Source organism: Acinetobacter sp. TSRC1-2, assembly GCF_049895885.1.
GTDB lineage: Bacteria > Pseudomonadota > Gammaproteobacteria > Pseudomonadales > Moraxellaceae > Acinetobacter.
On record NZ_JAFCTF010000003.1, the window covers coordinates 209,075 to 218,841 of the forward strand.

Here is a 9,767-nt window from a genome sequence, read left to right on the forward strand (position 1 = left end):
TTCTGATTTAAGCCATGTTGTTTCGTTCAAGCACTGCATCTTCAAACAGTTTTTGTTCTTTTTCTTTATGCTCAACCGAGAACCGAATCATTAGGACAAAACTGGCTGCAATCACCACCAAACCACCGAGTGCCATCAAACAGGTTTGAATATCCAGCACACCTTTGAGCAAAAAACCTGCGGCGACTGCACCGACATTACCGCCTGCACCAATAATGCCAGCAACACCACCCAAAGCATCACGGTCAATGAATGGCACCAAGGCATACGTTGCGCCACAAGCCATATGCGTAAAGAGTGCAAATATGGTCATGACCAGAATTGCGAGAACTGCGGTATTCATTTGAGAGAACACGATGAGGAACAAACCTTCCATCAAAATCATGCCGAACAGCACTTTGGTACGACCATCCAGGCCTTTTTTCATTGCGACTTTGTCCGAGACAATTCCGCCTAAAGCACGCGCGAACAGTGCCAGCAAACCGAAGATCCCGGCTGCCAAACCCGCTTCTTTTAAGCCAAAGCTAAAATGTTCAACGTAGTACATTGCCACGATGTTATGAATGAAGATTTCAATACCGAAACACGCAGCATAAGCACCAAATAAAATCCAGACCCGGTAATTGCGTGCAGCATGCATCAGAATCGCCATGCCGCCTTTTTTATCGCTACCAACTTGAATGCCTTGCGCACGAAGTTCTTTAAAGTTGCCTTGTGGACAGTCTTGGGTAAATTTCCAGTACATGGCTCCGACAATCAGCATCAGAATACCCGGCACCAATAAAGCAATTCTCCAACCCATCGCCTGTTCCACCCCAAACATCACCAAGGCAGCCAGCATTAACGGCATTAAGGCTTGTGTTGCACCACCGCCGGCATTCCCCCAACCTGCAGATGCTGCATTGGCAGTCCCGACCACATTCGGTGCGAACATAATACTGGTGTGATATTGCGTGATGACGAAGCTGGCACCGATCGCGCCAATCAATAAGCGGAAGAAAAGGAAAGATTCATAGCTGTTGGCAGAGGCCACGCCAAAGACAGGAATACTGCCGATAATGAGTAAGGCAGTATAGGTTTTTCGCGGACCGTATTTATCACACAAAGGCCCCACAATCAGGCGAACCAAAATGGTAATTGCGACTGCAGCAATATTAATATTGGCGATTTGATCTTTGGTTAAATGGAACTCACCTGCAATCACAGGCATCAATGGCGCACAGGCAAACCAGGCAAAGAAACAGACAAAAAAAGCGAGCCAACTCATGTGGAAGGCTCTCATCGCTGCGCTGCTAAAATTAAAAAGACTTATTTTTGTGGCTTTTTTTTCATATAAATTTGAAGACATAACCTTCTCCTTCCTGAACTGAACGTATTGGGTTGTCTGCTATGCGGATAGCTGCATACCAGATTCGATCAGAGCGGACATCGTTGGCCGTCTACAAATTCTTTAGAGTCGTCTTTGACTCAACATGAATTAAGCAATGTCTATGCCAACATGATAAAAATATCATTAACTCAATATTTTTTATAAATTTTTATGATGCATTAATCATTTTTGATATTCATCATCACAGCAAGTTCATCTGATGAACAACGCTAGAGCTAAGGAAATGGATTGCGGTTGTGCTTCCTTGTAGCGCATTTTTGCATTAATACAGTGCACAACCCGCTGATGGTTAAGTTTTATATCTGATTTTTATTGAATTAATGCAGTTTTAACTGGTTTGGCATTTTAATTGCTTTGCATTTGCTATGACTTTTCTTTCAGGCTTTGCCTGATGATATTTTAGCCCATATGCCAAAACTGAAAATCGCACTGATTGATGACGATCAAGAACGTGCCAATTATATAAAGGCCTCCCTGATCGAGCACAATTTCGAGGTGGTCGCCTGCCTGACCATTGACCATTTAAGTATGTTCCGTTTAGAACAATTGTATGCCGACGTGATTTTATTGGATATGGACCATCCACATCGTGACATCATTGAAAGCTGTGTCAGCCAATTCGATTTGCCAACAGTTCTATTCACTAAAAATAGCCATAAAGACACCATTAAAAGTGCCATCGATGCCGGTGTCACAGCTTATATCGTCGATGGTATTAACCCTTCTAAACTGGAAAGCATTTTAGAAATCTCGATTGAACAGTTTAAAAAACACAAGAAATTACTCAGTGATCTGGAAGATACCAAAAATAAACTGGCCGACCGTAAAGATGTGGAAAAAGCCAAAGTGTTAATGATGAAACTACATTCACTCACTGAAGATCAGGCGTTTCAATTACTTCGTAAAAACGCCATGAGTCATCGTATGACCATTGGAGAAATGGCACGACGTCTGTTAGATGCTCAACAACTGTTACACAACCAATTGAAGGATGATGCTGCACATTGTCTCTCTGCCATGCTTCCTGCTGCAGCGTTGGGTGAAGACCAGCTGGGCATTCCCCTGCAAACGGCTTTGGTTTTAAGTCATAACCGTGCCTTTATTAGTTTGAGTCAAAAATTATGCTTTGAACTTAATATTTCTAATCAAGATACAGCGCAACAATCGGCACAAAAATTAGTCGCTGCGATTCAACAGCAAAAAAATATTCAACTGGCGCATGTATTTAAACAGTCGATTCATCACTATTGTTTAAGAGAATGGCTCGCCCTTGCTGACCGTAATATTGCACAGAACATGAAACTCGCGATACTTCCGCCTCCTTATATGGTTGAAGCTTTGAGTAATCATGTGATTGATGGTTTTTGTGTTGGGGAACCCTGGAATACGCAAGGTGAACTGTTGGGTATCAGCCAGATTGTGGCATGCAGTCAGGATATTATTCCCCAAGTGGCGGATAAAGTTCTGGCAGTAACAGCAGACTGGGCAGCACAATATCCCAACACTCACCGCGCTTTAATTAAGGCACTTCAAAAAGCACAACAGGAACTGAAAGCTTTAACGGATTATACGCAAGTTTGGCAAATGCTGATTGACTTCAATATTATCCAGTTTCAATGTTCAGACAGCATTCATGTGCAAAAATTTCACTCCATTCAAAATATTATCCGTCATTTTGTCAATGAATCATCTCAGCCCAAGCTTGAAGATTTTCAATGGCTGATTCAGCAAATGGTCAAATGGGATCAAATCAGCATCAGCGAAGCACTTATTGAAAAAATCAGCCAGAACTGTATTTTATCGTTTTAACAATTAACTGATGTTATGCGTCCATATAAAATATGAGAAAGAATTGAACATCCAAAGCTGTTTGATACGAAACAAATAATTTTTGTCTTTCTGACTCAAAATATACTTTGGAATCCTCATCCTCTTAGAACAGTATGGCAACGCCCACGCCAAGCATTTAAAGCCCGCTTTATCTATAAAGCTGGAGTGTAATTACTAAAAAAGATGAGCATTTAGTTTACAAATGGATATTAACTTTGAACACAAGGTTCAGTGAATCATTTTAAAGATAGGGGAGATTTTATTTATCGCCCCTAGGTTCAGTTATTAAAATTCGATCATCGTCCTAACCTCATAGTTCAAATCAATGTAGTGGGGCTAAATCATTCATTTTGATTATTTTTACTTGCGATCAGATTTTTATCTTTTATTTTTTATTCTGCTCGTTTCCACAATTTTTCTCCACATTTTTACGTTATCTTACCTAAAATTACATTCGGAACATCAAATAATGAAACGCATACAACCGCGTTGGCAATTAAGTGCATTAAGTTGTGCATTGTTCACTTTTATGCCCCTAACTTGGGCTGCTGATACCATTACAAATACAACAGACAACGCTACTAATCAAGCTGCTCCAGTACAAACTTTGGCAACCTTAAAGTTTGAAGCAACCCCGACAACGGCAAAAGATCCTGATATCAGTGCAGTTGCGAAAACCATTGTTACTCGCGAAGAAATGCTGCAATTTGGTGATCAGTCCGTGAATGATGCCTTACGTCGTGCAGCTGGTTTTCAAATGCCAACATCCGGCCAAGGTCCACGTGGGGGTGGCGGTGCTTCAGGTATGCGTTTTCGTGGTGGCGGTGCTCCGGTATTCTTGATTAATGGCGAAGCGGTTCAAGGCGGTCCACGAGGCGGTATGTCGGTAGTCGACAGCATTACTCCAGACATGATTGAGCGGATTGAAATCACCAAACAGCCGAGTGTGGCTCAAGCTTCTGTCGCATCTTCTGCCGTAATTAATATTATTTTAAAAGAACCGATAAACAATGCAGGCTTAAGCGGAAATGTCCGTCTCGGATATGGTCTAGCTAAATCTGATCAAAAAGAAGAACAACGTAAGAATATGAGTGTTCAGGTCGATGGTCGTGATAACGCATGGTTATACAGTCTGTCTGCCAACCAGATGTGGAATGACACGACTTCGATCACGCAAACACAAACCAGTAGCGAAACGCGCGAGCAAAAACGAGTGACTGAACGCAAGTCACAAATGGTCTCACCCCGTGTTGAATATGAATTAGATGATCAGCAGAAACTGGTTGCGGAATTATTCTATCGTAATAACGAAAGTGATGGTGTTCGTGGCGAGCAGTTTCAGCATGATAAAAATGACAGTATCCGCTTAAATACGCGTTATGAACGTAAAGACAAAGGCAATTCAGATAAGATTCGGCTTTCAGTTGAACAGCAGAATGAAACGGAATCGACTCAGTCGGCTCAATCTCCTCTATTCAACAGCTATACCGATGAAACCGTAAATGAATATGGTATTGCTTATGATGGTGTTCGAAAATTCAATGAAACTCGACAGGTTAAATTTGGTGCAAATGCTCGTGCCAATGAACTCGACAGCAATGTCAGCCAAAGTTTAGACGAACAGTTCTATGCCTTATATGCAGAAGGTAGCTGGAAATTTACCGATCGCCAAACCGTGACTTTAGGTGCCCGTCAAGAATGGATCGAGCGTTCTGGTTTAGTGGATTATAGCGACAGTCACTTAAGCCCAGTCTTGGCGCATCGTTTTGATTTTGATGATCACTGGTCATTACAAACCAATATTAGCCAGGCTTTTCGTAGCCCTAAAGCAGATCGTTTATTGCCAACGGTTTCAGTATCTACCGATAGCGATGCCGGTAGCCTGAACAATCCAGATCGTGGTGGTAATCCTAATATACGTCCTGAAAAAATCACTGCTTTTGAGTCGACTTTGGGCTACAACACCTCGTCAGGTGGTATCAATATCACTGCCTATCAACGTGAAATTGATGACTACATCGAAAAAGTGATTCGTCAGGAAGGTACGCGTTTTGTAGAACGCCCACAAAATCGGGACAATGCCAGCACTTATGGAGTTGAACTTGCAGGACGTTATGCATTAAAACAAACGGAAAATGGTCATTCATTTATGTTAAATGGACAGCTGTCTACCGTGCGTGCAAAAGTTGAAGATGAAAACCATCAAGAACGTCTAGTCAGCGATGTTGCGCCTTATACAGCAAGTGCGGGTCTATCTTATAATTATCAGCCCTGGCGCATTTCAACCAGTGTCAATCTGAACTATGTGCCTGAGTTTACCCGTGTTCTGGATAACCAGCCTTATGACCGTACCAGCAATGAACGTGTCAACATGGATATCAGCATCACCAAACGCTTTACCGATGGCTGGGCAACCACACTCAATGCACGCAATATCCTCAGCACAGATTATAAAGAACGCCTCACCAGTCAGGCCGATGGTAGTCTTTATGAATCACGGAGGAATCAGGCGATTCCAAGTGTATTAATGAGTCTGGAAAAGAAATTCTAAAAACAAAAACCGGTGCTCAAGCACCGGTTTTCCTCATTAACATCCTTGCAGTCAATCATTTATATTTAAAAAGATTCTGCTTGCTACTAAAAAATTTGACTTCATTTTTTCAATTGCAAATCTTTGAGTAAACTGGCAATACGCAAGGTATGTTGCCTATTGCCTCTTTTTTCCATGACTTTATTTTCGATCCGCCATAAATATTCAAAAATCTCTGATTCATCTGCATTGTCACAAATCATCATAAAAAGTTTAGGTAAATAATCTTCATATTCGTCACGCATCGAAGGAATGCTACGAATTCCTAAAGGATCCCATTCTTTGAGTAAAACTTTATGAATTGCATGTAATAATAATGTTGCATCATTCGTATGTTCGACTTTCATTAAACCTCCCCTATCCTTAGGAATTTAATATAAAAATCATATGAATTGACTATAATTTACGCTCAACAATATGATCAAGTTTTTTTTAATAATATCTTCTAACTTGTACTTTTATAAAATTTTAAATTCCTTTGCCCGATGAAAAATACGGATTTCAAATCCTCAATCTGCAAAAACATTGATCATGTAATAAATAACATAAATAACTTATTTACCAAATAGAAAATTATATTTTTATCAAACCAATACCTTTCATCTCTATTCATTAATCCAAAAATCTCAACCTTAAACCTGATTTACATTTTTTGTCATAACAGTTCTTCTAAAACTATCCTGATTTATCCACTACAGTAAAAAAAATGAATTCTTAAATTCTGATTGAATAATCACCCAAAAAAAATCTAAAAAACAATAAAAATTCAATCACTTAAAATGGTAGGTGTTTGGTAGGTAGGATTCCTTCGCTGTTCCTTTGATACTCAATTCACGGTGAGGGTCACCGATAACAACATACCAATGGTAGAAGGAATCGCACCATGGCTTTTAAAAATATTGCAGATCAAACGAACGGTTTTTATATTCCCTGTGTTTCTCTTTTTGGTCCAGGCTGTGCCAAAGAAATTGGGGCTAAAGCACAAAATTTAGGTGCTAAAAAAGCCCTGATTGTGACAGATGCAGGTCTTTTTAAATTTGGTGTCGCAGATACCATTTCAGCTTATTTAAAAGAAGCTGGCGTCGACAGTCACATTTTCCCGGGTGCAGAACCGAATCCTACCGATATTAACGTACATAACGGCGTACAAGCCTATGACGACAATGCTTGTGATTTCATCGTCTCTTTAGGCGGTGGCTCATCGCATGACTGTGCCAAAGGTATAGGCTTGGTAACAGCGGGCGGTGGTCATATTCGTGACTACGAAGGGATTGATAAAAGCACAGTACCCATGACGCCACTGATCGCCATCAATACTACGGCAGGTACAGCATCTGAAATGACGCGCTTCTGTATTATTACCAATACCGATACCCATGTAAAAATGGCAATTGTAGACTGGCGTTGCACCCCATTGATAGCCATTGATGATCCTAAACTGATGGTCGCTAAACCTGCCAGTTTAACTGCAGCAACAGGCATGGATGCATTGACACATGCTGTTGAAGCTTATGTATCGACAGCAGCCACTCCAATTACCGATGCCTGTGCAGAAAAAGCCATTAGCATGATTAGTGAATGGCTCAGCCCTGCGGTTGCCAATGGTGAGAATTTAGAAGCACGTGATGCCATGAGCTATGCGCAATACCTTGCCGGTATGGCCTTTAACAATGCCTCGCTAGGTTATGTACATGCCATGGCACATCAACTTGGCGGTTTTTACAACCTGCCCCACGGCGTATGTAATGCAATACTACTGCCGCATGTCTGTGAGTTCAATCTGATTGCCTGCCCTGACCGTTATGCCAAAATTGCACAATTAATGGGTATAAATATTGCTGGACTGACCGTAACAGAAGCAGCTTATGCAGCCATTGATGCCATTCGTGAATTATCAGCATCGATTGGTATTCCTTCAAGTTTGTCGGAACTTGGTGTGAAAGAGCAAGATCTTCATGTGATGTCTGAAAATGCACAGAAAGATGCCTGTATGTTAACCAATCCACGCAAAGCAACACATGATCAAGTGGTGAATATCTTTAAAGCAGCGTTAAAGGCAAATGCTCAAGTCGTCGATATTTTTAAAGCAGCGATGTAAAACCTCCATGTAAGTCCTCTCTTCCAATCTCTGACTTACATTTCGGGCAATCTAAACTCCATTTTCTTAAAGATGTGGAATTTAGATTGCCCTTTTTTTATTATTGATCTTAAAGTCATTTGACAAATCACTGCTCATCATGAAGGATAAAAGAAAATTGATAATTCCAAATGAGCACAATAATGACAGAACAGATAATTGAACCGCTTTATCAACTTGATATCTTAGGTTCAGGCTATGAACAAGCCACCTTAAATTTCCCCGATGATTATGAAGGTCAAGTTATAGCTACCTTGGTGCGTAAAAAAACGGTGCAAACAACCAACAAGGCAGTTTTATATATTCATGGGTTTATTGATTATTTTTTTCAAACTGAAATGGCAAAACAGTTCAACCAGCATGGTTTTGACTTTTATGCACTCGACTTACGTAAATACGGTCGTTCCCACCTTCCCCATCAAAAATATTATAACGTGCGTGAAATTGCTGAATACGATGCTGAAATCACTCAAGCCTTAGACATTATTGGCGCAGAAGGTCATGATGCTATTATACTGAGCGGACATTCGACTGGCGGTCTAATCACGACTTTATATGCAGCGCATTATCCGGATCATCCTTTAATTAAAGCACTGTGGGTCAATAGCCCCTTTTACGACTTCAACATGAATCCAATCAAGAAAAAACTGGGCCTGCCTAATTTAAGCCGTGTCGGTAAAATTTGTCCAGATTTAGAATTCCCCAGTGAACTGAATAAATGGTATGTGACCAGTTTGCACAAAAGCTTAAAAGGAGAATGGGAGTTTAATCTTGAATGGAAAAAAATCACTTACCCTTTGGTTCGTTTAAGTTTTGTACGGGCAATTTTTGAAGCGCAAAAGGAAATTCATCAAGGCGTGACCTTAAAAATCCCTGCTTTAGTGATGCATTCAGATCAAACTAAAAATCCTAAAAAATGGCATAAATATGCACAAAGTAGTGATTTGATTTTAGATGTAAAACATATTGATAAATATGCTAAAAAAATTAACGGTGATGTCACCATCAGCGAGATAAAAAATGGCTTACATGACTTGGTGCTGTCGGAAAAATCGGTGCGCGAAAATGTCTATCATCAGCTGTTTGAATGGTTAGCATTAAAAGGTTTTTAAAAGACTTCTTTTCATAAATCATTTTTCAAAGACCACCAATAAATTGTAAATCTAAAATCAAAAATAGATTTTAACAAGTATTGGATTCATGAGTGTGGCATGGATGCCACACGTTTCCCATTCCTTGCGCTGCATTTTAAAGCAGTGCTTAAAACTGGCTCAGGATGTTGTTTATGGGAAACAAAAAGGTTTTCTTGCGAACTCAAAATATATTTTGATGTTCTCATTTTGACCTTTCAGAAGTAGAGATATTGCCTACCCAAAGGTATAAAAATTAAATCAGTCAAATATGGCAATAATGATGTTATAAAATCTAATAATAGATCTCTTTCATAAATCAAAAAATGATCTTCTTTTTGATTTATATTTGTACCCCAGAATTTTTAGCATTCGTGCATAATCTACGGATGAAATACATCGATTTAAAAAAGCTTTCTGAAACACAGTTCAAGCGATACACTGGCATCTCATGGTCAACTTTCTATTTGATGGTTGAGCAATTGCAGGAGCGTATTCCTGCTAAAGGTAGACCATCCAAGTTATGCGTGGAAGATCAGATTCTTCTCTGTTTGAGCTATTGGCGGGAATACCGAACATTATTTCATGTGGCTACAAGTTACGGAGTTTCAGAGCCAACAGCCTCAAGAATTGTACGGCATGTTGAAGACAGCTTGATTCATTCCAATCTTTTTAATTTACCGAAGAATT

At 40.0% G+C, this 9,767-nt stretch carries 6 protein-coding genes and 2 pseudogenes; 6 read left to right on the forward strand and 2 right to left on the reverse strand.

The window, feature by feature from the left end; all coding sequences use genetic code 11:
- Nucleotides 1-7 precede the first annotated feature (7 nt).
- A complete protein-coding gene (locus ACP69Y_RS05700) occupies nucleotides 8-1,348 on the reverse strand; it encodes an MFS transporter (protein WP_425916922.1) in 1,341 nt (446 codons plus the stop codon).
- 450 nt (nucleotides 1,349-1,798) lie between these two features.
- On the opposite strand from ACP69Y_RS05700, the pseudogene ACP69Y_RS05705 reads away from it, so the two are divergent.
- The 3 genes and pseudogenes from ACP69Y_RS05705 to ACP69Y_RS05715 all read left to right on the forward strand — a co-directional run.
- Nucleotides 1,799-2,386: pseudogene (locus ACP69Y_RS05705) on the forward strand (ANTAR domain-containing response regulator); the annotation flags it as partial.
- Nucleotides 2,384-3,199: pseudogene (locus ACP69Y_RS05710) on the forward strand (ABC transporter substrate-binding protein); the annotation flags it as partial. The pseudogenes ACP69Y_RS05705 and ACP69Y_RS05710, both read left to right, overlap by 3 nt.
- Nucleotides 3,200-3,689: 490 nt before the next feature.
- The gene (locus tag ACP69Y_RS05715; RefSeq protein ID WP_425916924.1) at nucleotides 3,690-5,771 is read left to right on the forward strand and encodes a TonB-dependent receptor plug domain-containing protein; all 2,082 of its coding nucleotides are present in this window, start codon (nucleotides 3,690-3,692) and stop codon (nucleotides 5,769-5,771) included.
- A 101-nt stretch (nucleotides 5,772-5,872) separates the two neighbouring features.
- Here ACP69Y_RS05715 and ACP69Y_RS05720 read toward each other — a convergent pair whose 3' ends face one another.
- Nucleotides 5,873-6,157, reverse strand: coding sequence for a hypothetical protein (locus tag ACP69Y_RS05720; protein WP_425916926.1), 285 nt, complete (start codon nucleotides 6,155-6,157; stop codon nucleotides 5,873-5,875).
- A gap of 536 nt (nucleotides 6,158-6,693) precedes the next feature.
- Here ACP69Y_RS05720 and mdh point away from each other — a divergent pair.
- The 3 genes from mdh to ACP69Y_RS05735 all read left to right on the forward strand — a co-directional run.
- Nucleotides 6,694-7,908 carry an iron-dependent methanol dehydrogenase gene (mdh, locus tag ACP69Y_RS05725; RefSeq protein WP_425916928.1) on the forward strand — a complete coding sequence of 405 codons (1,215 nt, stop codon included), beginning with the start codon at nucleotides 6,694-6,696 and terminating at the stop codon, nucleotides 7,906-7,908.
- A 182-nt stretch (nucleotides 7,909-8,090) separates the two neighbouring features.
- A complete protein-coding gene (locus ACP69Y_RS05730) occupies nucleotides 8,091-9,059 on the forward strand; it encodes an alpha/beta hydrolase (protein WP_425916930.1) in 969 nt (322 codons plus the stop codon).
- A 407-nt stretch (nucleotides 9,060-9,466) separates the two neighbouring features.
- On the forward strand, nucleotides 9,467-9,767 hold a 301-nt coding region (locus tag ACP69Y_RS05735; RefSeq protein ID WP_425916932.1), incomplete at its 3' end, for a helix-turn-helix domain-containing protein.